The 23,089-nt window shown below is 70.0% G+C and carries 20 protein-coding genes; 3 read left to right on the forward strand and 17 right to left on the reverse strand.

Annotated features, from left to right (window positions below; translation table 11 throughout):
* The first annotated feature begins 77 nt into the window (after window positions 1–77).
* A complete protein-coding gene (locus ACFHNC_RS02920) occupies window positions 78–2,759 on the forward strand; it encodes a valine--tRNA ligase (RefSeq protein ID WP_437167714.1) in 2,682 nt (893 codons plus the stop codon).
* A gap of 58 nt (window positions 2,760–2,817) precedes the next feature.
* Here ACFHNC_RS02920 and ACFHNC_RS02925 read toward each other — a convergent pair whose 3' ends face one another.
* From ACFHNC_RS02925 to ACFHNC_RS02960, 8 genes are all read right to left on the reverse strand, one after another.
* Window positions 2,818–3,324: a cupin domain-containing protein gene (locus ACFHNC_RS02925; protein WP_437167715.1), complete on the reverse strand. Its 507-nt coding sequence runs from the start codon at window positions 3,322–3,324 to the stop codon at window positions 2,818–2,820.
* 33 nt (window positions 3,325–3,357) lie between these two features.
* Complete coding sequence (locus ACFHNC_RS02930) at window positions 3,358–4,152, reverse strand: CHAP domain-containing protein (RefSeq protein WP_437167716.1); 795 nt, start codon at window positions 4,150–4,152, stop codon at window positions 3,358–3,360.
* A gap of 417 nt (window positions 4,153–4,569) precedes the next feature.
* Entirely contained in the window at window positions 4,570–4,920 is a 351-nt protein-coding gene (locus tag ACFHNC_RS02935; protein ID WP_304816180.1) for a RidA family protein, read from the reverse strand.
* Between the two features lie 79 nt (window positions 4,921–4,999).
* Window positions 5,000–5,290, reverse strand: a complete 291-nt coding sequence (locus ACFHNC_RS02940; RefSeq protein WP_437167717.1) for a hypothetical protein — start codon at window positions 5,288–5,290, stop codon at window positions 5,000–5,002.
* 28 nt (window positions 5,291–5,318) lie between these two features.
* On the reverse strand, window positions 5,319–6,296 hold the full coding sequence (locus ACFHNC_RS02945; protein ID WP_437167718.1) for a Gfo/Idh/MocA family protein: 978 nt from the start codon (window positions 6,294–6,296) through the stop codon (window positions 5,319–5,321).
* Window positions 6,296–7,561 carry an MFS transporter gene (locus ACFHNC_RS02950; RefSeq protein WP_437167719.1) on the reverse strand — a complete coding sequence of 422 codons (1,266 nt, stop codon included), beginning with the start codon at window positions 7,559–7,561 and terminating at the stop codon, window positions 6,296–6,298. The genes ACFHNC_RS02945 and ACFHNC_RS02950 overlap by 1 nt, the downstream gene beginning before the upstream one ends.
* 6 nt (window positions 7,562–7,567) lie before the next feature.
* The gene (locus tag ACFHNC_RS02955; RefSeq protein ID WP_437167720.1) at window positions 7,568–7,930 is read right to left on the reverse strand and encodes a hypothetical protein; all 363 of its coding nucleotides are present in this window, start codon (window positions 7,928–7,930) and stop codon (window positions 7,568–7,570) included.
* A gap of 22 nt (window positions 7,931–7,952) precedes the next feature.
* On the reverse strand, window positions 7,953–8,453 hold the full coding sequence (locus ACFHNC_RS02960) for a hypothetical protein (RefSeq protein WP_437167721.1): 501 nt from the start codon (window positions 8,451–8,453) through the stop codon (window positions 7,953–7,955).
* Window positions 8,454–8,515: 62 nt separating this feature from the next.
* Between ACFHNC_RS02960 and ACFHNC_RS02965 the strand changes: the two genes are divergently transcribed.
* Window positions 8,516–9,787, forward strand: a complete 1,272-nt coding sequence (locus tag ACFHNC_RS02965) for an amidase (RefSeq protein WP_437167722.1) — start codon at window positions 8,516–8,518, stop codon at window positions 9,785–9,787.
* Window positions 9,788–9,855: 68 nt separating this feature from the next.
* Here the strand turns inward: ACFHNC_RS02965 and ACFHNC_RS02970 are convergent, their stop codons facing one another.
* From ACFHNC_RS02970 to ACFHNC_RS03000, 7 genes are read right to left on the reverse strand one after another with little or no spacing between them, the layout of a single operon-like run.
* Window positions 9,856–11,070, reverse strand: a complete 1,215-nt coding sequence (locus ACFHNC_RS02970) for a class I SAM-dependent methyltransferase (protein ID WP_437167723.1) — start codon at window positions 11,068–11,070, stop codon at window positions 9,856–9,858.
* Window positions 11,067–12,722: an NTP transferase domain-containing protein gene (locus tag ACFHNC_RS02975; RefSeq protein ID WP_437167724.1), complete on the reverse strand. Its 1,656-nt coding sequence runs from the start codon at window positions 12,720–12,722 to the stop codon at window positions 11,067–11,069. The genes ACFHNC_RS02970 and ACFHNC_RS02975 overlap by 4 nt, the downstream gene beginning before the upstream one ends.
* Window positions 12,719–13,462, reverse strand: coding sequence for an XdhC family protein (locus tag ACFHNC_RS02980; RefSeq protein WP_437167725.1), 744 nt, complete (start codon window positions 13,460–13,462; stop codon window positions 12,719–12,721). Before ACFHNC_RS02980 ends, ACFHNC_RS02975 begins: the two co-directional genes overlap by 4 nt.
* Window positions 13,459–13,782, reverse strand: coding sequence for an XdhC family protein (locus ACFHNC_RS02985; protein WP_437167726.1), 324 nt, complete (start codon window positions 13,780–13,782; stop codon window positions 13,459–13,461). The genes ACFHNC_RS02980 and ACFHNC_RS02985 overlap by 4 nt, the downstream gene beginning before the upstream one ends.
* Window positions 13,779–14,942, reverse strand: coding sequence for a vWA domain-containing protein (locus ACFHNC_RS02990; RefSeq protein WP_437167727.1), 1,164 nt, complete (start codon window positions 14,940–14,942; stop codon window positions 13,779–13,781). Before ACFHNC_RS02990 ends, ACFHNC_RS02985 begins: the two co-directional genes overlap by 4 nt.
* Window positions 14,943–14,998: 56 nt before the next feature.
* Window positions 14,999–15,892, reverse strand: a complete 894-nt coding sequence (locus tag ACFHNC_RS02995; protein ID WP_437167968.1) for an AAA family ATPase — start codon at window positions 15,890–15,892, stop codon at window positions 14,999–15,001.
* A 2-nt stretch (window positions 15,893–15,894) separates the two neighbouring features.
* A complete protein-coding gene (locus ACFHNC_RS03000; protein ID WP_437167728.1) occupies window positions 15,895–16,584 on the reverse strand; it encodes a CoxG family protein in 690 nt (229 codons plus the stop codon).
* 167 nt (window positions 16,585–16,751) lie between these two features.
* Between ACFHNC_RS03000 and ACFHNC_RS03005 the strand changes: the two genes are divergently transcribed.
* Entirely contained in the window at window positions 16,752–18,173 is a 1,422-nt protein-coding gene (locus ACFHNC_RS03005) for a sodium:proton antiporter (RefSeq protein WP_437167729.1), read from the forward strand.
* 55 nt (window positions 18,174–18,228) lie between these two features.
* Here the strand turns inward: ACFHNC_RS03005 and ACFHNC_RS03010 are convergent, their stop codons facing one another.
* Both ACFHNC_RS03010 and ACFHNC_RS03015 read right to left on the reverse strand, forming a co-directional pair.
* Entirely contained in the window at window positions 18,229–22,218 is a 3,990-nt protein-coding gene (locus ACFHNC_RS03010) for a beta strand repeat-containing protein (protein ID WP_437167730.1), read from the reverse strand.
* A gap of 87 nt (window positions 22,219–22,305) precedes the next feature.
* Window positions 22,306–23,055, reverse strand: coding sequence for a hypothetical protein (locus tag ACFHNC_RS03015; RefSeq protein WP_437167731.1), 750 nt, complete (start codon window positions 23,053–23,055; stop codon window positions 22,306–22,308).
* Window positions 23,056–23,089: the final 34 nt, after the last annotated feature.

Consider the following 23,089-nt stretch of genomic DNA (forward strand, 5'->3'; position numbering starts at 1 on the left):
TGAACCGCCCGGCTCGCAGGCCTGCCGCGCCCCGCGCGCCCCTTGACGAAGGGCTGTGGCCGGGGAAGGGATGCCGAATGCTCGACAAGACCTTCGACCACGCGACCATCGAACCCCGCCTCTATCAGGGCTGGGAAGACTCCGGCGCCTTCGCGGCGCACGCCGAGAGTGCGGCCAAGCCGTTCACCATCATGATCCCGCCGCCCAATGTCACGGGCAGCCTGCATATCGGCCACGCGCTGACCATGACGGTGCAGGACATCCTGACCCGCTTCCGCCGGATGCAGGGCCGTGACGCGCTGTGGCAGCCGGGCACGGACCATGCGGGCATCGCGACGCAGATGGTGGTGGAGCGCCTGCTGGCCTCCCAGGGCCAGAAGCGGCGAGAGATGGGGCGGGAGGCGTTTCTTGCCCATGTCTGGGAATGGAAGCGCGAATCCGGCGGCACCATCACCCGCCAGCTGCGGCGCCTCGGCGCCAGCCTGGACTGGCCGCGTGAGCGCTTTACCATGGATGAGGGCCTGTCCGAGGCCGTCCGCGAAGTGTTCGTGACGCTGCACAGCCAGGGGCTGCTGTACCGCGACAAGCGCCTGGTGAACTGGGACCCGGTGTTCCAGACCGCGATCTCCGACCTTGAGGTCGAGAGTCGGGAGGTGAAGGGCCATATCTGGCATCTGCGCTACCCGGTGGAGGGCGAGCCGGGCCGCTTCGTCACGGTGGCCACCACACGGCCGGAGACGATGCTGGGCGACACCGCGGTGGCGGTGCACCCGGAGGATGCGCGCTACACCGATCTGGTTGGCAAGCACCTGCTGCTGCCACTTACCGGACGGCGCATCCCGGTGGTGGCGGATGCCTATTCCGACCCCGAGAAGGGCACCGGCGCGGTGAAGATCACGCCGGCACATGACTTCAACGATTTCGAGGTGGGCAAGCGCCACGGCCTGGCCAGCCCCTCAGTCCTCGATGCCGATGCGAAGGTCACGCTGGCCGAGATCCCGGGCGAATGGGCCGAGCCGGAATTCCTCCGCGGGCTGGAGGGCCTGGACCGCTTCGCGGCGCGCAAGGCGATCGTGGCGAAGCTGGAGGAGATGGAGCTGCTGGCGGCGGTGGAGCCGCATGTGAACCAAGTGCCGCATGGCGACCGATCGGGCGTGCCGATCGAGCCGCGGCTGACCATGCAGTGGTATGTGGACGCCAAGACCCTGGCGCAGCCGGCGATCCGCGCGGTGGAGACCGGCCAGACGGTGTTCGTGCCGCGCCAGTGGGAGAACACCTTCTTCGCCTGGATGCGCGACATCCAGCCCTGGTGCGTCAGCCGGCAATTGTGGTGGGGGCACCAGATCCCGGCCTGGTATGCGCCGGATGGCGAGGTGTTCGTTGCCAAGACCGAAGAAGACGCACGCGCCGCCGCGAAGGCGAATTTCGGCCGCGACGTGGAATTGGTACGCGACCCGGATGTGCTGGACACCTGGTTCAGCAGCGCACTTTGGCCGTTCAGCACCCTCGGCTGGCCGAACAAGACGCCCGAACTGACAAAATACTATCCCGGCGACGTGCTGGTGACCGGCTTCGACATCATCTTCTTTTGGGTCGCCCGCATGATGATGATGGGCCTGCACTTCATGGATGGCCGCGTGCCCTTCGAGAAGGTCTACATCCACGGCCTGGTCCGGGATGAGAAGGGCCAGAAGATGTCGAAATCCAAGGGGAACGTCATGGACCCCCTGGAGCTGATCGAGGCCTACGGCACGGACGCGCTGCGCTTCACCATCGCCTCGCTCACCGGCCCGGGCCGCGACGTGAAGCTCGGCCGCAAGCGCGTCGAGGATTTCCGATCGTTCGGCACCAAGATCTGGAACGCTGCGCGCTTCCTGGAGATGAACGGCATCAAGGCGGATCCGTCCTTCGATCCGGCCTCCGCGAAGACGCCACTGGCCCGCTGGATTCTCGATGGCGCGAACCGCGCGGTGGCCGAGGCGACGACGGCGCTGGAGGCGTTCCGCTTCGACGAATACGCCGGCGCCAGCTACCGCTTCGTCTGGGGCAGCTTCTGCGACTGGTTCCTGGAATTCGCCAAGCCGGTGCTGAACGGCCCGGATGGCCCCGCGAAGGACGAGGTGAAGGGCGCCGCCCAGCATGTCTTTGGCACCATCCTGAAGCTGCTGCACCCCGCCATGCCCTTCATGACCGAAGCGCTGCACGCTGAATTCGGCTACGGCGCCGAATGCACCCTGATCCGCGCCGAATGGCCCGGCGCCGTGCCGGTGGCAGACGCCGAGGCGGCGCGGGAGGAGCTGGATTGGCTGGTCGGCCTGATCGGTGAGGTGCGCGGCGTGCGGGCCGAGATGAATGTGCCGCCGTCGGTCACCGTGCCGCTGCTGCTCTCGGGCGCCTCCGGCACCACGCTCGCCCGCGCCGAGGCCTGGATCGACGTGATCCGCCGCATGGCCCGCGCCACCGAGGTACGGCCGCTTGACGGCGCCGTGCCGAAGGGCGTGGCGCAGGTGGTGGTGGGGGAGGCGACGGTGATGCTGCCGCTGGCGGACGTCATCGACCTCTCGGCCGAACGCGCCCGCCTCTCCAAGGAACGCGCCAAGGCGGAGGCCGAGGCGGCCAAGGTCACCGCCAAGCTCGGCAACGCCGATTTCGTGGCGCGGGCGAAGGAGGAGGTGGTGGAGGAAAACCGCGAACGCCTCGTTGCCTTCCAGGCCGAGATGGCGCGGCTGGATGCGGCGCTGGCGCGTATCGCGGGCTAGCTAGAGCCTGACCTGAAAAGATCTGCGGGTCGGTCCAGCCGACCTTCAGGTCAGGCTCCTAGCGATACGCCAGCCCCGTCACCGGGTCGCAGGGTGGGTCTGCCGTGGCGGGAATGGCGTGTAGCGCCCGCGCCCGTTCCCCAGGCTGCGTGGTGAACTGCTCCGGCGGGTCACCCGGCGGGTAGGCGCCCACCACCAGCAGGTCGTCCGACTGGCCGAGGTTGCGATGCGCCGTGCCGGCCGGCAGCACCACCACATCGCCGGCCACCAACTCCAGCGTCACCCCGGCTTCCGCGCCCAGCCGCACCCGCACATGGCCACGGGCGATGGCCAGCGCCTCATGCGCGTTGGGGTGATAATGGTCGAAATCGTAGATGCCGTTGCGCCAGGCCGGCGGCCAGCCATGCCGCGCGAACAGCGCCTCCGCCGCCGCCGGGTCGCCGGGCGGGGTGGCGCCGCGATGCACAAGCACGGGCAGGCGGGGATTGTTGGGGATCTGGCCGCCCTGGCCGGCGCTTTCAGCAAGGGTCAAGCGTTCCGCGCCATCGGCGCCGCGTTCATGCATGTCCAAAGCCCTCCATCGGGAGGGCCAGACGCCCTACCGCTGCAGAAGTTGCGCCGTCAGGCGCTGATGCTGCTCGGCGTGGGGGGAGAGGTACTCCGCCACCTCCGTGAAGCGCGGCGCCTCCGCGGTCATCATGCGCGTGCCGGCGGGGCGGTTGTAGATGAAGCCGTGGGTCGGGTAGGTGCGGCCGAAGCTGCCGCTGTCATGGCCGACCTGCACGCGCACCGCCGTCCAGTCATTGCGGTCGGACACATCCATCACCACCACGCCGCGCATCACGGTGCCGCGGCGGATGCCCGGGCCGCCCCAGTTGGAATGGTCGATATGGATGGTGCGTGGCCCGACCACCCGGCTGACCACCGCCACATGGCCGCGCTGCATGCCGCCCGAAGCGGTGAAGGCGAGGATGGAGCCGCGCTCCGGCGCGTTGCCGCGCGCATAGCTGCCGGCCGCGTTGTTCCACCAGAGGCGCGCATCGCCGCTGATGTTCATGCCCGTGGCCATGCGCGCGAAGGGCACGCAGGACAGGCCGGAGCTGATGGAGACGGGCAGGATCGGGGTGCCGGCACCCATGGCGATCGCGGGTCGCAGCAGGTTCTGCGGTACGCTCATCGAAACCTGTTGCGGCGCGAGGCTGTGGCGGGACTGCGTTGCAGCGCCCTGCCGGCGTGCGGTGGCCGCCTGGCGCGTCGTCGCGGCTCGGGCGGCGGCCTGGGCGCGCCGTTCTGCCGGGGTGGAGGCGGCAGGGATGGTGGCGGCGGTCGCCGGGCGCGCCTGCTTCTGCGCGGCGCGCTGGCCTCGCTCGGAAGCCTCGGCGGGTACCTGCATCAGGGCAGTGCCCAGAAGGACACAGAGTGCTGCAAGCGTGCCTTTTGCCCGCATTTACCATCCCCTGTTTCACCGCCAGCCGGCCCTCGTGGCGCGTCCTGAGGGCTGCGGTAACCGTGAGCAGCGGGGCCGGGCAAGCCGCCGTGATCGGAACTGCGGTTTTGCGGGTGATTCGTCCATCACGGAGCCGTGACGCGCGGGCAGAACAGATCATCTTCCTAAAATGAAACACGGAGAAACACGAAGCCACAGTGTTGCGGCATAAATGCAACACGTGGGACGTCGAATCCTGGAAGCGCCCGGGCCGAGTCACATGGCTGTCATGTCATTGCCGAATGGGTGGCTTTAGGCGACCGAAAAAGGAAAACCCCCGCGGGCGGGTGCCACGCGGGGGTTCCGGGGTGGGCGCGGCTGCAATCAGCGGCAGGCGGTGACCATGATCTCAACCAGGTGGCGCGGGTCGGCCATGTTGGCTTCGACGCAGGCGCGCACCGGGCGGCCGGCCTCGCCCAGCCAGTTGACCCACACCTTGTTCATGGCGTCACGGTCGCGAATGTCCTTCAGCCAGATCTGCGCCTGCAGCAGGCGGGTGTTGTCCGTGCCATTGGCTTCCAGCGCGGCATCGATCTTGGCCAGCACCTGCTGGGTCTGCCCGGTGATGTCCTGCGACAGGTCATCCGCCGTCATGCCGGCCAGATAGACGAAGTTGTGGTACTCGACCGAGGAGGACAGGATCGGGTTGCTGCCCTGGCGGGTGATCTTGGACATTTCGCGCATGCTCCTGGAGCGGTTTAGGCGCGCTTTTCCTAAGCCGCGTTGCCGGATGCGGCAAGGTGAGGGGGCGGCATCACCCTGCCGGTCGGGGGCGATCCTCGCCATGATCCGCGGCACCGGCCACCGCGCAACCACAGAAGGGGCAGCGCGCCAACTCGGCCAGGCGCGGCGCTAGCGCCGGCGGTAGCGGCCGGCCTTCCAGCATCCGCGTAACCTCCGCCTGCAAGGCTGCATGCGCGTCCGGGCAGCCGGCGCCGTAATCGGCGGCAGTGGCGGCAGAGGGCGCCTCCGGCCGGAAGGCCCCGGCCGCGCCGGGGGCCAGGGCGACGGGCAGGCAGGTCAGCAGGGTGCGGCGCTTCGTCATGCGCCGATGCTACCGCACCCGTCGAAGCCTACGCCACCACGGCGTAGCTGCTGCCGGAGGCCGCAGCGCCGATCATCGCCTCGAACACGGCCACGCCATGGATCGCGTGGTCCAGCGGCAGCGGATAGGCCGGGCCGCCGGCGACTGCTGCCGCGAAGGCCGCGAGCTCGGCGGCCTCGATGTCGGTCTTCGGATAGGTCTTCACCCAGGGCTCACCCTCCCGCGGGGTGAAGGACAGGTTTTCGTGGCCCTGCAGCACCAGGATGCCCTCGGTGCCGTACAGCGCCACGCGCCAGAAGCTCGGCGTCAGGGCCAGAGTGGCGAAATTCACCGTGGCGCCGGATTCCAGCACGCCCAGCATCGCCGTGGTGTCGTCGATGGTCTGGGAGACCAGGGCATGGCTCTGCACCGTCACCTGCCGGAAGCGGCCGGCCAGATGGATGATCATGTCGATCATGTGGATGCCCATGCCGCCCATGCCGCCCAGCGGGCTTTCGGCGCGGTCCGCGCGCCACATGCCGGGCTGGTAGTTGCGCGCGCCGGGGCCGCTGAACTGGCCATCCACATGCAGCAGCGTGCCAAGGCTGCCATCCGCCAGCATCGCCTTCATCTGCGCCACCGCCGGCAGGAAGCGGCGGTTGTGGCCGAGCGCCATCACCACGCCGGCCTCCTGGCACGCCTGCACGGCGGCGGCGGCACTCGCCCGGTCCAGGGTGAAGGGCTTCTCGATGAACACATGCTTGCCGGCGCGGGCGGCGGCGATCACCTGCTCCGCATGCTGAGCGTGCGGCGTGGCCAGCACCACGGCCTGCACCTCCGGCTCCGCCAGCACGCTGGCGAAATCCGGCAGGATGCGGATGCGCTGTTCCGCGGCCCAGGCGCGGGCCTTGTCCGGGCTGCGGGTGCTGCCGGCCGTGAACCGGATCGGTGCCCCCTGCTGGCCCTGCACGCTGTTGACCAGCACCTGGCCCCAGCGGCCCATGCCCACGATTGCCGCATTCAGCATCACGATCTCCCTGTCTCCCCGCCCGGACTGGGCGGTGGGCCTTCCAATGCGGCTTCCATGCGCCGCAGCCGCGTCATGCCCCAGCCGAACACGCCGAGGAACAGCGCCACCGCCACCAATGTGGGCCACTGCAGTCCGAACACCTCTCCCGCCCCACCCAGCGCCAGCGCGCCGAGTGCGGGGAAGGCGCGGGTGATCAGCCCCCATAGGGACAGCATGCGGCCGCGATAGGTCGGGTCCGTCGCGCTTTGGATCAGGGTCTGCACGCTGATCCCGTGCATGGAGGCGAAGCCGCCGATCAGCGCCGCGCACAGCATGCCGAGCGGGAAATACCCCGTCGCCACGAACCCCACCGTCGCGATCGCCTGCGCCAGCGCGCCGAACACCGCCAGCCGCACCACCCCCTCAAGCCGCCCGCGGGAGGCGACCCAGAGGCCGGTGACCAGCGCGCCGACGCCGAAGCAGGCTGTCAGGATCGCCAGGCTTTCGGCACCACGGCCGAACAGGCGCTCGACAAAGGGCGGCAGGATTTCCTGCACCCCGCGCAGCATCAGCGCGCCGAGTGCCGCATACAGCAGCAGCGGCCCGAGGCCCGGATGGCGGGCGGCATAGCGCAGCCCCTCCACCACTTCCGCCCAGAGGCTTTTGGAGACCGGATGGCCGCGGCGTTCCTTGGGGTCCACCCGCAGCAGAAAGATGGTCAGGCAGGCGAACAGATAGCCCACCGCATTGGCCGCGATCGCCGGCACCACGCCCCAGATGGCAATCACCGGCCCGGCAATGGCCGGGCCGATGAAGCGGGCCACGGCGAAGCACAGCGAATTCGCGGCCACCGCTGCGGGCAGGTCGGCGCGGGAGACGATGCCGGGCATCAGCGTCTGCCGCGCCGGCTGGGCGAAGCTGGCAGCGATGCCGCCGAACACCTCCAGCACCAGCAGCAGGGTGATGGTCATGTGGCCGCTGAAGGTCAGCCCGGCCACGGCCACGGACTGCACGGCGATCGCCACCTGCGTCCACATCGCCAGCTTCACCCGGTCCACCCGGTCCGCCATCGCGCCGGCCAGCGGGCTGATCAGCACCGCCGGCGCCAGGTCGCAGAAGGCCACCATGCCGACCCAGAAGGCGCTGCCCGTCAGTTCCCAGGCGAGCCAGGACACCGCGATCCGCTGCATCCACAGCCCGGTCCAGGCGACCATGGAGCCGGAGAAGAACAGCCGCGAATCGCGCGTCGATAGTGCGCGGGCGAGCGCGTTGGACGATGCCACCCCGCGTCAGCGGGTGCGTGGCGGCGGGGCCGAGGGGGCGGTGATCCGGGTGGCCGGCGGGGCCCGCAGGCAATCGGCGATCAGCCGGTCACGGTCGATCTGCGCCGCGCCGCGATCCGACTCGATCCGGCTGTAGGGCGCGACGGAGAGGGTGCCGCGGCTCGACTCGGTCTCATCCGTCCGCATCTGCTGGCCGCGCTCGCGGAACTGCACCACCCGGGTCGCCTCAGCCCGGCAGGCCTCATAGGCGGCGTCGCGCTGCCCGGCGGGCGGCGGCGGTGGGGCGGAAATCGGCGTTGGCAGCGGGATGTTGCAGGCCGAAAGGCCCAGCAGCAGGGCGGTCAGCGGAAGGGCGCGGGGGCGGGGCATCGAGGGGACTTTCGGGCGGGCGTCAGGCCGGGACGCGGGATGCGGGCAGCGCGCGAGACAATAGCCCCCGCAGCGCCTCCGCGTCGAACCTGGCGCCGGCATCCAGCGGCATGGCAGCCGCGGCGCGCAGCAGGGATGGGTGCAACTCCACGCCATCCGCCGTCACGCGGAACAGCCCGGCCATCCAGGCGCTGCGCCCCATCACCTCGACCAGCGCCAGCAGCCGCAGGCACAGCGCCAGGCCGGGCAGGGTGGCGAGGTCCGCGCGGCGGTCGACCGCCTCGGCCCAGGACCGCGCATCGCGGTCGGCGATGGCGAAGACGATGGCCGCCCCCTCCGGCCCCCGGAACAGCAGGCGGCGCACCGGACCCCACTGGCCGGACTGCGCATGGGCGCGCGCCGCATCCCAGGCGCCGAGCAGCGCCGTGGGGGTCACCGCGGGCAGGTCTGTGGGCGACAGCGCAATGGCGTAGGACAGGCTGCCATCATCGGCGGCGGCCAGGGTGATCGCGTTTTCCAGCATGCGGTCTATGTGGCACCGCGCAGCGTCTTCGCAAACGCCCCTCCACGTGCCCTGATGCGGGCATGACCGAACCGAACCGGATGACCGCCACCGAAGCCGCCCGCGCGATCGCCGCCGGCCGGCTCTCCGCCACCGAACTGATGGAGGCCTGCCTGGCCCGCGCCGCGGCGCGGGAGCCGACGGTGCGCGCCTTCGTCCACCTGGACCCCGCGCAGGCGCGGCGCAACGCGGCGAAGGCCCGGCCCGGCCCGCTGCACGGCATTCCCGTGGGCGTGAAGGACGTGCTGGATACGGCGGACATGCCCACGGGCTATGGATCCCCGATCTGGGCCGGGCACCCGCCGCGGGGCGATTCGGCTGCCGTGGCCGCGGCGCGGGCTGCCGGCGGCGTCATCATGGGCAAGACCGTCACCACCGAATTCGCCACCCGCAGCCCGGGCGCCACCAGCAACCCGCACAATGCGGCGCATACGCCGGGCGGGTCTTCCTCCGGCTCCGCCGCCGCGGTGGCGGATTTCATGCTGCCGGTCGCCTTCGGCACGCAGACCGCGGGCAGCATCGTGCGGCCGGCGGCTTATTGCGGCGTGGTCGGCTTCAAGCCGAGCTACGGCACCCTGCATCGCGGCGGCATGAAGGTATGCTCCGAGAGCCTCGACACCATCGGCATCATGTCCCGCAGCCTGGCCGATTGCGCGCTGGCGATGGGCGCCATGACCGGACGCGACCACCCCGACCCCGAGGCGAAACGAGATCGCCCGCCGCGCCTGCTGCTCAGCCTGGGCCAGGCGCCGGGCGATGCGGCGCCGGAGACGGTGGCGCTGCTGCACCGCGTGGCAGACGCCGCCCGCGCCGCCGGGGCGGAGGTGGTGGAAGCGCCGCTGCCGCCCGCCCTGCTGGAAGCCGCCGAGCTGCACCCCTTCATGATGAACATGGAAACCCGCCAGGGCCTGGCCTGGGAGATTGCCGAGGCGCGGGCGCAGATGTCGGCCGTGCTGCTCGACCGGATGGACTGGGCCGGTGGCTTTCCTCCTGCCAAGCTGGATGAGGCGCGCCGCGCCGCCATGGCCGCCCGTGCCGCCTTCCTGGACTGGACCGCCGGCTTCGACGCGGTGCTGACCCCCTCCGCCCCCGGCGAGGCGCCTGCGGGGCTGGCCTATACCGGTGATGCCACCTTCAACCTGCTCTGGACGTTGCTGCATGGCCCGAACGTGACCATCCCCGCCGGCACCGGCCCGGCCGGGCTGCCGCTGGGCGTGCAGCTCGTCGGCCGGATCGGCGAGGATCCGGCGCTGCTGGGGACGACACGCTGGGTGCAGGCGGCGCTGGAACACTGAGGTCGCAGGGTCTTTGCTCACCAGCGATCCGGAGCGGCTGGCGGCGGACCCGCCGGCCTTCGCGCGGCTCAGCCACCCAGGCTGAGCCGCCGGCCGAACCCCGGCTCGCCGAACCAGCGCACATGCTCCGCCACCAGGTCCAGCGACAGCGCCGCGCCCTCCGGCAGGGCGATCTGCAGCCGCGTCTCGACGGAGGCGCCGGGCGGCAGCGGCGCCTTGAGGAACTGGTGGCGGCGCCAGTTGCGGTCGGCCAGCGTGCCATCCGGCTTTAAAAGCAGCAGGCCGAGATTGACCGCGCCGCGATGCGCGCCGGAGGGCAGCCAGTCTGCGCTGCCCTGGTTCTCCACCCGCAGCAGCAGGTCCAGCCCTTTCGCATCCGGCCGCAGCGACAGCACCTGGATCCCGGCCACCAGCCCATCCCGCTGCCGGCTGTCCGGACCGATATCGACGGCGGCCGCGCCGCGATGCAGCACGAACATCCGGAAGCCTTCCAGCACCGGCCGCGCCAATTCGCGATAGGTGTCCGCGGCGGGGCGCGGCGGTGGTGGGCCGCGCTCGAACTCATGCGCGTAAAGGGCCTGGAATTCCGCCACCGGCAGCATGCGCGGCCGGACGGTGAACAGGCCAACCTCCATCCGCACGAAGCCCTGCGCCTGGGCCGCTTCCCAGATCGCCTGCACGTGGATGTCGTTCTCGATCACGCCATGCCGGTGCATCTCGGCCTGGGAGGAGGCGGCGCCGGAATGGCGTGGGCCGGGCTCCATGAAGATGGCGCTGCCATCGGTCGCCAGCACGCGGGCGAATTCCGCGATCACCGCGGCCTGGTCCGGCACGTGGTGGAAGGCCTCGTGGCACAGGATACGGTCCTGGCTGCCGGATGCGACCGCCAGGCGGATGCCGTCATAGGGCGCATAGCGCAGCTTGCCGGCGAGTTCCGGATGGTAGCGCGCATCATGCGCCGCGGCCGCCTCCAGCGCCCTGGGTGCGATATCCGTCGCCACCACCCGGCAGCCCGCCTGGGCCAGTTCCCGCCCCAGCCAGGCGACACCGCAGCCGAATTCCAGCACCCGCAGGCCGGGCGAGAGGTCTGCCGCCTCCAGCATCGCGCCCAGCCGCATCAGGTTCGGCCCGGCCTTGTCGAGCGGCGCGAAGGGCTTGCGGAAGCTCCAGTGCTCCGGCGTCAGATCGGCATGGGAGGCATCGGCGCGCCGCGCATGTTCGGCCAACGGAAGCTCCGCGATCAGGTGGCGGACATCGATGGGCTTGTCTGCCGCGGAACTCACCGTCGCGCCGCCATGTCCGGCAGGCCCTTCAGGCTTTCCGTCGTGTCGAAGTCGCGCAGCACGGCGTCGCTGGCCATCTCGACCTCGACCAGCCGGTCCGCGTGCTTGGCGGCCAGGTGGCGGGCGCCGATATCGCCGGTGATGGCCAGCATATCGGGCAGGAATTCGCGCGACCACAGCATCGGGTTGCCCTGCTTGCCGCGGAAGGTGGGCTGCACGATGGCGCGGCTTTCATCCGGATCGAAGGCGGACATCAGCCGGTCGAACATGGCGGCAGTGACCAGCGGCATGTCGCCGAGGCAGACCATGATGCCCTCCGCCTCCGCCGGCACCGCCGCCAGCCCGGCCTTGAGGGAGGAGGACAGGCCCTCCGCATAGGCGTCCGCATGCGCGAACAGCACCGGCCGCCCGGCCAATGCTTCCTCGATGCGCTCCCGCTCATGCCCCGTGACGACGATGACCGGGGAGGCGTGGGAGGCAAGCACATTGTCCACGACCCGCAGAATCATCGGCACGCCCTTGCTGTCCGGAACCAGCAGCTTGTTCAGCGGCGCCATGCGGCGGGACCGTCCGGCGGCGAGCACCAGGGCGCAGACGGTGCGCGCCCGGCGCGGCGCGTTGGTCAGCGGCGGGGTGCGCGGTGCCTCGGCGCGGGGCAGGGGGCGCTGCTCGATCTCCTTCAGCAGCCCGCCGACACCCATGCCCATGATGTCCCGCGGCGTGACCTTGCGGCCGGCGAAGAAGCGGGCGAGCACCCAGTCGAAGCCGTTCAGCTTCGGGCTGCGGGCGCAGCCGGGCAGCACCATGGCCGGCACCTCGCCGATGCGGCCGAGGCAGATCAGATTGCCCGGGTCCACCGGCATGCCGAAATGCTCGATGGTTCCGCCGGCGCGGATGATGGCGGAGGGGCCGATATCGCGTCGGTCCACTACGGCGGAGGCGCCGGCGATCAGCAGCAGCTCCGCCCCTGCGCGCTTCAGGCGCGTCAGCGCATCCGCCACCGGCCCTTCCTCATGCCGCACGCGTTCCACCGGCAGCATGGTGCCAAGCAGAGCGCGGATGCGGGTCTCGGTTGCCTCCACCGCGCCTTCCATGACGCTTTCCTTGATGCCGGGCAGTTCCGTCAGCACCAGGCCGACGCTGAGCGGCCGGAAGGGGTGCACGGCCAGCGCCTGGCCGGCCTTACGGCCGCGCGCGAGCGCCTCCACCACCGCCAGCACCTTTCCGGGCACGGCGAAGGGGATGATCTTGATGGTGGCCAGCATCTCCTTCGTCTCGACCACGGTGTGGTTCGGCAGGGTGGCAATGGTGATGCTTTCATCCACCGCGTTGATGCGCTCGATCAGCGCGGCATCCAGCGTGAACAGGCCGGGGCTTTCGGCGAACAGGTTCACCCGGCCGGTGGCGGCGCGGGACCGTGCGACCAACGGCGCCATGAGCGCATCGGCCAGGCGATCCGCCGCCTCATCCTCCGGCACGTCGCCGGCTTCGAGACGCGCGGTGATGACGTCCCGCCTCCCGGCTTCCCGCAAGGTGGCGATGGCGGCGTCATCCAGCACCATGCCCTTCTTCAGCACCTTGCCGGTCAGGCGGACGGTGTGGGCGAGGACGGCGCCGCGGGCTTCATCCAGCGGAGTGGGACCGAAATTCATGTCTTGTCCGGCTTTGGCCCGCGGGCGGTTTCAGATGCCGCGCCGCGAAGCAGGTTCTCAGATGCCGCTCCGCGGCGGGCCGCGACGATCTGGGCGAGAATGGAGACCGCGATTTCCGCGGCAGTGATGGCGCCGATATCGAGCCCGACCGGCGCGTGGATACGCGCCAGCTCCGCCTCCGTCAGCCCGGCCTCGCGCAGTCTTTCCAGGCGCTTGGCATGCGTCTTTCGACTGCCGAGGCAGCCGATATAGAAGGCAGGACTACGCAGCGTGACCTCCAGCGCCGGGTCGTCCAGCTTCGGGTCGTGGGTCAGCGTGACCACCGCGGTGCGGGTATCGGGCGCCAACGCTGTCATCGCCTCATCCGGCCAGTCGCCCGAAATGGCAACCTCGGCGCCCAGCCGTTCCTCGGTCGCGAAGGCGCGACGCGGGTCTACCACCGTCACGGCATAGCCGAGCGTCGCCGCCATCGGCACCAGCGCCTGGGCGATATGCACCGCACCCACCACGACCAGCCGCAGTGGCGGGTTGTGCGGATGGATGAACCAGGTCTCGCCGTCCAGCGCGACATTCCGGGCCTTGTCGGCGCGCAGCGCGGCGGCGGCCGCGGCAGCCAGGGCCTCCGGCACCGCATCATCGATGGACAGGCGCTGCGCGCCATCGGGCAGGCGGGTCAGCAGCGCCACCGGGCGCTTGGCGGCGCGGGCGGCGTTCAGCCGGGCGAGAAGGTCGGGCGTCATCCGAGCTTCTCGACAAAGACCTTCAACTTGCCGCCGCAGGCCAGGCCCACTTCCCAGGCCCGATCATCCGAAATGCCGAAATCGAGCAGTTGCGGCGTGCCGGTCTGCATGGTCTGCCGCGCGACATCGGCCACCGCCCCCTCGATGCACCCACCGGAGACGCTGCCCTCCATCCGGCCGGAGGCCGTGACCACCAGGCGTGAGCCGGCAGGCCGCGGGGAGGACCCCCAGGTCTCGACCACCGTGGCAATCGCCACATCCTCCCCGGCCGCGCGCCAGGCGGCGGCGGTGGCGAGAAGGTCTTCGGATTCCGCGCTCATGCCGCGCTCCTCATTCGCCCGGCGCGCGGATCCGACAGGACGGAGACCAGGTCGCGCAGGCTCGCCAGATTATGGACCGGGCGGAATTCGTCCACATGCGGAAGCATCGCCCTGATGCCCTGAGACTTGGGCTGGAAGGCCGCGTAGCGCAACAGCGGGTTCAACCAGATCAGCCGGCGGCAGGATTTCTGCAGCCGGTCCGTGGCCTCCGACAGCCCGCGCGCCCCCTCCCGGTCCAGCCCATCCGTGATCAGCAGCACCACCGCGCCCTGGCCGAGCACCCGGCGCGACCATAGCCGGTTGAACAGGTCGAGCGAATCGCCGATGCGGGTGCCGCCCGACCAGTCCGGCACCGCATGGGCCACCGCCTCGAACGCCACCTCGGCGTCGCGGTGGCGCAGTGGGCGGGTGACGTTGGTCAGGCGGGTACCGAACAGGAAGGTGTGAACGCGGTCCCGGTCATGGGCGACGGCATGCAGGAAATGGATCAGGATCTGCGCGTAGCGGGCCATGCTGCCCGAGATATCGCAAAGGGCCACCAGCGGCGGCGGCCGCACCACACGGCGGCGACGGGAAATATCCAGGATCTCGCCGCCCGTGCGCAGGCTTTCACGGACGGTGGCGCGCAGATCGGTCACCGGGCCGCGCGGATCGGCACGGAAGCGGCGGGTGGGGCGGGCATCCAGCGGCAGCACCAGGCGGCGGATTTCGCGCTTGGCGGCGGCGAGGTCCGCGGCGGACATCGCTTCGAAATCGATCGATTGCAGCCGTTCACGCTCGCTGACCGTGAAGGTCATGTCGACGCGTTCCTCGGGCGGTTCCTCGGTGGGCTTGGGCGGCTTCGGCCGGTCGCCCTGCATGGCTTCCGCCAGCCGGCGCTGGGCCGGGGCGGGCTTCGCCTGTTCCTTGAAGCCGTCCATCAGGGCCATGGCGGTGGCGTGGCGGGCTGCCTCCGGGTCGCGCCAGAACAGGCCGAAAGCCTGATCGAAGACGAAGAAATGTTCGTGCCGGTGCACCATGGTGGCGCGCAGCGCGGCATGGGCTTGGCTGCGGTCACCGATATCGATGGCGGTCAGCGCCTCCGCCCCCGCCAGCATTTCCGTCGGCCCCACCGGCACGCCGGCGCGGCGCAGCAGGCGGCCGAATGCGAGCAGATTCACCGCCAAAGCGCCGCCGGGTTGGACCGGGGGCAGGGACAGCGATGATTTCGGCGGAATCACGCCGCGCTGGCCTGCTTCGCCTCGGCCACCAGCCGGGCCGCCTCGGCGCCGCGGATCTTGGCGATGTCGTCCTGGTATTTCAGCAGCGCGCCCAGCGTTTCATCCACCAGGGCCGGTTCGAGTTCGCGGGCATTGAGCGCCGAAAGCGCCGCGGCCCAGTCGATGGTCTCGGCCACGCCTGGCGGCTTGAAGGTATCGGCACCCCGCACCGCCTGCACGAAGGCGACCACCTGGGCGGATAGCGCATCGCCCACCTGCGGCGCGCGGATCTTCAGGATGGCGCGCTCGCGGGCCGCGTCGGGGTAGTCCACCCAGTGATACAGGCAGCGCCGGCGGATGGCGTCATGCACCTCCCGCGTCCGGTTGCTGGTGATAACCACCACGGGCGGCGTCGCCGCCTTCACCACGCCGAGTTCCGGGATGGAAAGCTGGAAATCCGCCAGGATTTCCAGAAGGAAGGCCTCGAACGGCTCATCCGCCCGGTCCAGCTCATCGATCAGCAGGACGGCCGGCTCGCCTTCGAGCGCATCCAGCAGCGGGCGGGATTGCAGGAAGCGGCGGTCATAGATGCCGCGTTCCAGCGCCGCGCGGTCCCCGGCCTCGCCGCTGGCTTCCGCCAGGCGGATCGCCATGAGCTGGCGGGCGTGGTTCCACTCATAGGCGGCGGAGGCCAGGTCCATGCCGTCATAGCATTGCAGCCGCACCAGCCGGCGCGGCAGTTGCGCGGCGAGGACCTTGGCGATCTCCGTCTTGCCGGTGCCGGGCTCCCCTTCCAGGAAGATCGGCCGGTGCATCCGCAGCGCCAGGTGGATGGTGGTGGCCAGCTGGCGATCGGCGACATAGCCGCCTTCCGCCAGCAGGCGCTGTGTGGCTGGCACGTCAGCGGGCATGCTCACGTCAGGAAGATCAGCGCGAGTACGACGATCATCGCGGCACCGCCAATCCAGACCTGGGCCGGGAAGCCCAAGAAATCCTGCGTCAGCAGCCGCAGCGGCAGCGGCATCTGCGCCGGCGCCGGGTTCGGGCGCTGCACCGGACCACCCGGAGACATGCCATCCGCGCCATGCTGGGTGATCGGCGCGGCCGCACCCGGGTCGGCCAGGTATTCGGTATCCGTCCCCGCCACGGCGACGGGCTCCGCCGGCTGAAGCTGGGCGGCGAAGCGGTCGAAGAACTGGTCGGCCATGGACTTGGCCGTGCTGTCGATCAGCCGCGCGCCGAGCTGCGCCATCTTGCCGCCAACCTGCGCCTTCACATTGTAGCGCAGCAGCGTGTCCGTCGGCCCCAGCTCATCCAGCGCCACATCCGCGCCGCCCTTGGCGAAGCCCATCGCCCCGCCCTGGCCCTCGCCCGAGATGGTGTAGGATTCCGGGGGCACGATATTCGAAAGCTGCACCTTGCCGCCGAACTTGGCCGACATCGGGCCGAGCTTCATCGAGACCTTGGCCTGGAACTGATCCTCGCCGATGCGCTCGACGCTCTCGCAGCCCGGAATCGCGGCCCGCAGGACCTCGGGATCGTTCAATGCCGCCCAAACCCGTTCGCGCGCTGCGCCGATGCGCCGTTCACCGGTCATTTCCATGCGTGGGATCTCCGCCTTGCAGCCGCGGAAGGTAGGCCCGGCAGCGCGGCTCGGAAAGGGCAGGCGGTGCAGAACCTGCCGAGGCCGGCGTGCAGCGCGGCATCGTGACGATCCGCGGCGAAGGGATTAAGGCTGCCCGGGGAATTGGCTGGATTGGGGATCGAGGCATGGGGGGGATGACGGCGCTGCGCCGGATGGTGGTGGCTGGCCTGGTGCTGGTCGCGATTCTGCCAGGCCCGGCCATGGCGGCCGGTGTGCCGGGGCAGGCGCTTTCGCTGGCCTGGGGCATTCCCTTCGTCGGCATCCTGATGTCGATCGCGCTGATGCCGCTGGTGGCCGGCCATCTGTGGCACCACCATTACGGCAAGATCGCCGCCCTTTGGGCCGCGCTGTTCCTGCTGCCCTTCGCCGCGGTCTTCGGCGCGAGCGCCGCCTGGTACGAATTCGCCCATGTCATGGTGCTGGAATACGTGCCCTTCATCGCCCTGCTGCTGGCGCTGTACACGGCGGGTGGCGGCGTGCTGCTGAAGGGCTCGCTGGTGGGCACGCCCACCGTGAACACCGCGCTGCTGGCCATCGGCACCATCCTGGCCAGCATGATGGGCACCACCGGGGCGGCCATGCTGCTGATCCGCCCGGTGCTGCGGGCCAATGCCTTCCGCACCCGCAAGACCCACACCTTCGTCTTCTTCATCTTCCTGGTCGCCAATATCGGCGGCAGCCTGACCCCGGTGGGCGACCCGCCGCTGTATCTCGGCTTCCTGCGCGGCGTGTCCTTCTTCTGGCCCACCACCCACCTGTTCGGCCCCTTCGCCTTCGCCGCCGTGATCCTGCTGGCCGTCTACTGGGTGCTGGATACGCTGGCCTGGAGGCGGGAAAAGCCGGTGGTGCCGGTGGTGGCCAAGGAAGCGGTGGGGCTGGAAGGCTGGCTGAATGTCTGGCTGGTGGTTGCCATCGTCGCCGTCGTCATCGGCATGGGCTACGTCAAGCTCGGCAGCATGAATGTGCTGGGCCAAGCGATGGAGGTGGAGCGGGTGCTGGGCATCCTGCTGTTCCTGGCCATCACCGGCGTCTCCGTCGCCTTCACCAGCACGGCATTGCGGGAGGCCAACGGCTTCGCCTGGGGCGCGATACTCGAGGTCGCGAAACTGTTCGCGGCGATCTTCATTTGCATGGCCCCGGTGCTCGCCATTCTCCAGGCCGGCAGCCAGGGCGCGGCCGCCGGGCTTGTCGCGCTGACCTCCGGGCCGGATGGCGAGCCAGTGCCGTGGGTGTATTTCTGGATGAGCGGGGTGCTTTCCAGCTTCCTGGACAATGCGCCGACCTACATCGTGTTCTTCGAGCTGGCCGGCGGCGACCCGGCGATGCTGATGACCCAGGGCGCGCTGACACTGGCCGCGATTTCCTGCGGCGCGGTGTTCATGGGGGCCAATTCCTATATCGGCAATGCACCGAACTTCATGGTGAAGGCGATCGTCGAGGAAAGCGGCGTTCGCATGCCGTCCTTCTTCGCCTATTGCGGCTGGGCGCTGGTGTTCCTGGTGCCGCTGTTCGTCCTGGTCACGCTGGCCTTCTTCCGGGTCGGCTGAAGCCGGGCCGGAAGAAACCCAGCGGGACGAAGCCCAGCCTGGGGGGAGGGCCGCCTCACCCCAGGCTGACATTGCCCTCGTTCAGCGCTTCCCAATCCACCCCGCGCAGATGCAGCACCTCGCCATTGCCGAGGTCCAGCGCCATGTCGCGGTCGTATTCGAACAGACGGTCCTTCACCTCCGCCACGGAGGTGAGGCCGGTGCCGCGCAGCACCAGCAGATCCTCGGCGGGGTTGAAGTCGCCGATGGTGACGAGTCCGGTGCCGACATCGACGATGAAGGTGTCGCGCCCCGCCTCGCCGAACAGCACATCGGCGCCGCCGCCGCCGATCAGCGTATCGTCGCCGGAGCCGCCCAGCAGCAAATTCGCGGTGGCATCGCCAGTGATCACATTGTTCAGCGCATTGCCGACGCCGAAGGGCGTGCCGTTCATCAGCACCAGGTTCTCGATGTGCTCGAACAGGTAGTAGCCATCGGCCGCGCTATCGGCGACCACCGTGTCATTGCCCTCGCCGGCGAATTCGAACACCAGGTCGTTGCGTTCGCTGACACGATACAGGTCGTTGCCGGTGCCGCCATACATCCGGTCCGCGCCCAGATGGCCGTCCAGCGTGTCATCCCCGGCGCCGCCGACCAGCACATCCACCGCGTCCCCGAAGCCGCCGAACAGCATGTCGTTGCCGTCCATGCCGAACAGGCTGTCCGCGCCCAGGCCGCCATTGATCACGTCGTCGCCGGCCTCGCCCAGGATGAAGTCGTCGCCGTCATCGCCGTAGATCTCATCCCGGCCATCCCCGCCCAGGATCGTATCCGCCCCATCGCCGCCGAACAGCGTGTCGGCCCCACCGAAGCCAGCCAGCAGATTGCCGAGGTCATTGCCGTGGACGATGTTGTCCAGCGCATTGCCATAGCCGTTGATGGCCCGGCCGCCATCGACGGAGGCATTGAGCATCAGGTTCTCAAGCTGGTCGAACAGCACGAAGCTTACGGTGGAGATCACCTGATCGGCGCTGCCCGCGCCGGCCGCCTCGACCACCACATCGCCGGGATTGTCGACGAAGTAGATGTCGTTGCCGGCGCCGCCGATCATGGTGTCCGCGCCTGGCCCGCCGATCAGCGTGTCGTTGCCCGCACCGCCATCCAGCCGGTCGTCACCCGCGCCGCCTACCAACAGATTATTGCCGCCGGACGCCAGGATCACGTCGTTGCCGTTGCCGCCGAGGAAGATCGCCGCCTCGCCGGTCAGCGTATCCGCGCCATCGCCGCCATCCAGCAGACGCGCGCCGCCCTGGGCATCGAGGACATCGTCGCCGGCACCGCCCGAGAGCGCATCGACATAGGCGCTGGCCTGGATCGTGTCGTTGCCGTCGCCGCCATCCAGCAGCGCGGCGCTGGTCATCGCGATCAGCAGGTCATGGCCCAGCCCGCCGAGCAGCACATCCCCCGCGGCGCCCGATTCCAGCCGGTCATCGCCATCGCCGCCGGACAGGGTGGCGGCCACGCCGCCGCTGTTGCGGAGGAAGTCGTCGCCATCGCCGCCGAGCAGCAGCTGCGCCCCCATCGCGGTCAGCGTGTCCTCGCCCGCGCCGCCTTCCAGCGTGGCGGCGCCGGCGCCGCCGGTCAGCACGTCATGGCCATCGTCGCCCTGCATCAGGATGGTGGCGGGCCCGCCGGTCAGCGTGTCGTTGCCCTGGCCGCCGGATTGAGTGGTGCCGCCCAAGATGACGTCATCGCCGTCATTCCCCTCCAGCGCCCCGGCCGGGCCGCTCAGCGTGTCGTTGCCGAGGCCGCCCTGCAGCAGCACGGCATCGGCATTGCCCTGGATCGTGTCGTCGCCGGTACCGCCCATCAGCGTGCCGCCGCCCGCCAGATAGTCATCGCCCGCCTCGCCATCCGCCACGCCGCCGCCCGCCGCCTGCAACGTGTCGTTGCCGGTGCCGCCGAACAACTCGGACCCGAATTGGCCGATCAGGATATCGTCGCCATCGCCACCATGCAGCCAGGTGCCGCCCTGCAGCAGGTCGTTGCCCTGGCCGCCGGACAGCGTCGCGGCGCCGCTGCCGATGATTGTGTCCGCGCCATCCTGGCCGCGCATGAAGTGGCCGCCCTGCAGCCAGTCATCGCCAGCCCCGCCGAGCATGGAGGCATTGCCATCCGAATCGGTCAGCGTGTCGTTGCCGCCGCCGCCCAGCATGTCATCCGCGCCGGCGCCGCCTTCAAGCCGGTCATCGCCCTCCAGTCCCACGAGCACATCGTCGCCCGCGCCGCCATCGATGGTATCGCCGCCGGCGCCACCGGTGATGGTGTCATCGCCAGCCAGGCCGCGCAGCAGGGAGCTTGTGGCGCCGCCGGTCAGGCTGTCCGCGAAGGCGGTGCCGAAGACCGCCTCGAACCCGTCGATCGAGTCCGTGCCGCCGGCGCGTGTGGCGGTACCCGCGGCGAGGTCGACCACCACGCCACTCGTGGCATCGGCATAGGAGATGGTGTCGAGGCCCTCGCCACCCAGCATGGTGTCGTCGCCGAGGCCGCCGATGATGAGGTCATCCCCGGCGCCGCCCTCCATCAGATCATTGCCGGTGCCGCCCTGGAGCGTGTCGTTGCCGTTGCCGCCCAGCAGGGTGGAGTGGCCGGTGCCGCCATGCAGGTAGTCGTCGCCCTCGCCACCCGAAAGGCTGGCGCCGTCATCCCCGGCAAACAGGCTGTCATTGCCCTCCATGCCCGCCAGCGTGTCGAAGCCGGCGAAGCCGAAAAGCTGGTTGTTGCCCGAATCGCCGACGATGCTGTCGGCGTAAGCGCTGCCGCCAACATGCTCGACACCGGTGATGGTGCCGGTGGCGAAGGCGCCGGTGCCGAAGATGCCGCCGGGCAGGTCCACCATGAAGACGGAGCCGGGCTGGGCGCCCGTGGCATCGGTGAAATCGACGAGGTCGATGCCGGCGCCGCCGATGATGGTGTCCTCACCGGCGCCGTTGCGGATATAGTCATCGCCGTCGCTGCCATCGAGCAGCTCATAGCCCGTGCCGCCGATCAGCGTGTCGTTGCCGGCCTGGCCCAGCAGCGTATCGGCATCGACGCCGCCGATCAGGATGTCGTTGCCGTTGCCGCCCGCCAGGATGTCGGCACTGGCGCCGCCATCGAGGTTGTCGTCGCCGTCACCGCCCTCCAGCGTATCCACGCCATCGCCGCCGCGCAGCGTGTCGTTGCCATCGCCGCCGCGCAGCAGATCGGCGCTGCCGCCGCCATCGAGGTAGTCATTCCCCGGGCCGCCATCCAGCGTATCGCCGTCATCGCCGCCATAGAGGCTGTCATTGCCGGCTTCGCCATGGATCGTGTCCTGGCCCTGGCCGCCGAAGATCTGGTCATCGCCATCGCCGCCGGCCAGGCTGTCGCCGTCATCGCCGCCATCCAGCGTGTCATCGCCGGCGCCACCGATCAGCCAATCCACCCCGGCTTCGCCATAGAGCAGGTCATCGCCCGCGCCACCATCCATCGTATCGGCATCAGTGCCGCCATGCAGCGTGTCGTTGCCGGCACCGCCCGCGATGGCATCCGCGCCCTCGCCGCCAAAAGCCAGATCGTCGCCGTCATCGCCGAGGATGGCATCGGCCTGATCCCCACCGAACAGCGTATCCGCGCCGGCGCCGCCGAACAGCAAATCCGCGCCCGTGCCGCCATCCAGATAGTCATTGCCGTCGCCGCCCCGCAGCGTGTCCTGGTCGGCGCCGCCATAGATCGTGTCGGCCCCGGCGCCGCCATCGATGGAATCGGCGCCGTCCATGCCGAACAGGCTGTCGGCGCCGGGACCGCCGGTGATGGTGTCGTTGTCCTCGTCGCCGAAGATGGTGTCGGCGCCCTCGCCGCCATTCAGCAGGTCGGCCCCGGCATTGCCGCTGATCTGATCGTCGCCACCGCCGCCATCGATGGTGTCGTTGCCCAGCAGGCCATAGATCGTGTCCGCCCCGGCGGTTGGCGCGCCGCTGACCCCACCGCTGATGAAGCCTGGCGTAATGACATCGTCATTATCCGTCCCGACGATCGTCGCCATGCCGATTTCCTGAGTTAACGGGAGGTTAATGAGAGGCGACTATCGCCCAGTGCCGTCTTGCGCACAACGGCATCGTTGCGGCATCGATCAACCGGCGAGCGGCGCTGCGAGCCCGGCCGGCCGGATTGGCGGAGCGGGGGTGCCCCGGCTGGCAGCCGCCGCGGTGACGCCAGGCTGGGCAGGGGCAACGGTGGCGAGATGGGCATCAATGGCGGCCAGCAGGTCGGCGCCGGACCAGGTGCCGCCACCATGCCGGCCAGCCTCGACCAGCCCATCGGGAAGCGTGGCGTAGGCGGCGAAGCGAACCAGCTTGTCCGTGTGCAGTCGCACGCCGCGCTCCGGCACGACCGGCGCGATGAGAGCGGTGCCATCGGCCTCCAGCCGCACATGCACCGGGCCGAACAGGCCGGAGGCTGTCACCACCTCCGCCAGACGGTGCGCCTCCATCCGCGCGGCTTCCTCCAGCGGGGTGCGCAGCAGCGGCGGCAGGTCGCCCGGCGGCGGCAGGCCGGCGGCATTGCGGGGAGAGCGGGTGGTCGGCATGCGGAGTGTGCCGGTGGGCATGCGGGGCGTGCCGGTTGAGGAGGGGGGGCTGGCAGGCGTGCCGGTGCGCGCCGGTTCCGGCCGCGGAGCCCGGCCGGGTGCGGTGACGGTCGCGACCGGGCGTTCCTTCGGAAACAGCACGGAATGGCCCCAGATGAAGGCCACCAGCCCCATGCCACCCAAGGCAAGCTGGGTGGGCAGTGGCAGCGATGTCAGGGTGATGATGGCCCCGGTCCAGAGCGCGGTTCCAATGAAGCTGACCAGCCAATAGCCGAGCATGGAGACGGTACGCATCACGCACTCCGGACGAGGGGCGAGCGAGTAATTT

Origin of the sequence: Falsiroseomonas sp. E2-1-a4 (assembly GCF_051433165.1) — a bacterium.
Classification (GTDB): domain Bacteria; phylum Pseudomonadota; class Alphaproteobacteria; order Acetobacterales; family Acetobacteraceae; genus Falsiroseomonas.

What these genes read in the sequence shown, in the direction of transcription:
- ACFHNC_RS02920 (WP_437167714.1), top strand. Translation starts at nt 78, where the DNA reads ATGCTCGACAAGACCTTCGACCACGCGACCATCGAACCCCGCCTCTAT.
- ACFHNC_RS02925 (WP_437167715.1), bottom strand. Translation starts at nt 3,324, where the DNA reads ATGCATGAACGCGGCGCCGATGGCGCGGAACGCTTGACCCTTGCTGAA.
- ACFHNC_RS02930 (WP_437167716.1), bottom strand. Translation starts at nt 4,152, where the DNA reads ATGCAGGTACCCGCCGAGGCTTCCGAGCGAGGCCAGCGCGCCGCGCAG.
- ACFHNC_RS02935 (WP_304816180.1), bottom strand. Translation starts at nt 4,920, where the DNA reads ATGTCCAAGATCACCCGCCAGGGCAGCAACCCGATCCTGTCCTCCTCG.
- ACFHNC_RS02940 (WP_437167717.1), bottom strand. Translation starts at nt 5,290, where the DNA reads ATGACGAAGCGCCGCACCCTGCTGACCTGCCTGCCCGTCGCCCTGGCC.
- ACFHNC_RS02945 (WP_437167718.1), bottom strand. Translation starts at nt 6,296, where the DNA reads ATGCTGAATGCGGCAATCGTGGGCATGGGCCGCTGGGGCCAGGTGCTG.
- ACFHNC_RS02955 (WP_437167720.1), bottom strand. Translation starts at nt 7,930, where the DNA reads ATGCCCCGCCCCCGCGCCCTTCCGCTGACCGCCCTGCTGCTGGGCCTT.
- ACFHNC_RS02960 (WP_437167721.1), bottom strand. Translation starts at nt 8,453, where the DNA reads ATGCTGGAAAACGCGATCACCCTGGCCGCCGCCGATGATGGCAGCCTG.
- ACFHNC_RS02965 (WP_437167722.1), top strand. Translation starts at nt 8,516, where the DNA reads ATGACCGAACCGAACCGGATGACCGCCACCGAAGCCGCCCGCGCGATC.
- ACFHNC_RS02975 (WP_437167724.1), bottom strand. Translation starts at nt 12,722, where the DNA reads ATGAATTTCGGTCCCACTCCGCTGGATGAAGCCCGCGGCGCCGTCCTC.
- ACFHNC_RS02980 (WP_437167725.1), bottom strand. Translation starts at nt 13,462, where the DNA reads ATGACGCCCGACCTTCTCGCCCGGCTGAACGCCGCCCGCGCCGCCAAG.
- ACFHNC_RS02985 (WP_437167726.1), bottom strand. Translation starts at nt 13,782, where the DNA reads ATGAGCGCGGAATCCGAAGACCTTCTCGCCACCGCCGCCGCCTGGCGC.
- ACFHNC_RS02995 (WP_437167968.1), bottom strand. Translation starts at nt 15,892, where the DNA reads ATGCCCGCTGACGTGCCAGCCACACAGCGCCTGCTGGCGGAAGGCGGC.
- ACFHNC_RS03000 (WP_437167728.1), bottom strand. Translation starts at nt 16,584, where the DNA reads ATGGAAATGACCGGTGAACGGCGCATCGGCGCAGCGCGCGAACGGGTT.
- ACFHNC_RS03005 (WP_437167729.1), top strand. Translation starts at nt 16,752, where the DNA reads ATGGGGGGGATGACGGCGCTGCGCCGGATGGTGGTGGCTGGCCTGGTG.
- ACFHNC_RS03010 (WP_437167730.1), bottom strand. Translation starts at nt 22,218, where the DNA reads ATGGCGACGATCGTCGGGACGGATAATGACGATGTCATTACGCCAGGC.
- ACFHNC_RS03015 (WP_437167731.1), bottom strand. Translation starts at nt 23,055, where the DNA reads ATGCGTACCGTCTCCATGCTCGGCTATTGGCTGGTCAGCTTCATTGGA.